We start from the raw sequence: 944 nt of genomic DNA on the forward strand, positions 1-944 counted from the left end.
ACGCAAGGCATTCCCGACCCGGAACTGGTCATTCGCACCAGCGGCGAGCTTCGCCTGTCGAATTTCCTCCTGTGGCAGGCCGCCTATAGCGAGCTCGTCTTCCTGCCTTGCTACTGGCCCGACTTCAGCCGCGAGCACCTTGCCGAGGCCTTGCGTGAGTTTGCTGGCCGCGAACGCCGGTTCGGTGGACTTGGAGGCCAGGACGTCGCTTCGCGACCGGCCGCGGGATGAGCAATCTCCAGCTGCGTGTCGTTTCGGCGATCGTGCTCGCCATCATCACTCTCGGTCTGACCTGGATCGGCGGTCTGCCGTTCCGGCTGCTGTGCGCCGTGATATCGGCGGCGATCTTCTATGAATGGACCCGCATGTCGCGCCCGACCGGGGCCACGGGCCTGGGTTTCCTGCCGGAAGCATTGCTGGTCGTCTTCGTTGGCGCCTTGATCGGCGGCCTGGCCGCCTCCTGGCTGCTGCCGCTTGTGGCGGCCATTGTTGCCGCAACGGCGATAGCCGCCTCGCTTCGCAAGACCGGACAATGGGATGCGAGCGGCCTCGCCTATGCCGCGGTTTCAGGCCTGTCGCTCGCCTTGCTGCGCGATGGCGATCGTTCGGGCCTCATTGCCATCCTGTTCCTGTTTGCGGTCGTCTGGGCCACCGATATCCTTGCCTATTTCGTTGGCCGTGCCGTTGGGGGGCCGAAACTGGCGCCCTCTATCTCGCCCGGCAAGACGCGCAGCGGCGCGCTCGGCGGTGCGCTCGGCGGCGTCGTCGCCGGGCTGGTCCTCGCCGTAGCTGCCGGTGTCGGCAATCTGGCATTGCTCGGCCTGGTGGCGCTCGTGCTGTCGATTGTCTCGCAGGCAGGCGACCTGTTTGAATCCTGGGTCAAGCGCCGCCATGGCCGCAAGGACTCAGGCGCGCTCATCCCGGGCCATGGCGGCGTCATGGAT

General features: G+C 66.4%; 2 protein-coding genes. Both read left to right on the forward strand.

The features are described 5' to 3' along the window. Positions 1-231, forward strand: a 231-nt coding sequence (locus tag EN925_RS37475; protein ID WP_164894743.1) for an undecaprenyl diphosphate synthase family protein, incomplete at its 5' end; no start/stop codon positions are given. Continuing rightward, on the forward strand, positions 228-944 hold a 717-nt coding region (locus tag EN925_RS37480), incomplete at its 3' end, for a phosphatidate cytidylyltransferase (protein WP_128337445.1). The genes EN925_RS37475 and EN925_RS37480, both read left to right, overlap by 4 nt.

The organism is Mesorhizobium sp. M7A.F.Ca.US.006.04.2.1, assembly GCF_004022915.1.
Classification (GTDB): domain Bacteria; phylum Pseudomonadota; class Alphaproteobacteria; order Rhizobiales; family Rhizobiaceae; genus Mesorhizobium; species Mesorhizobium ciceri.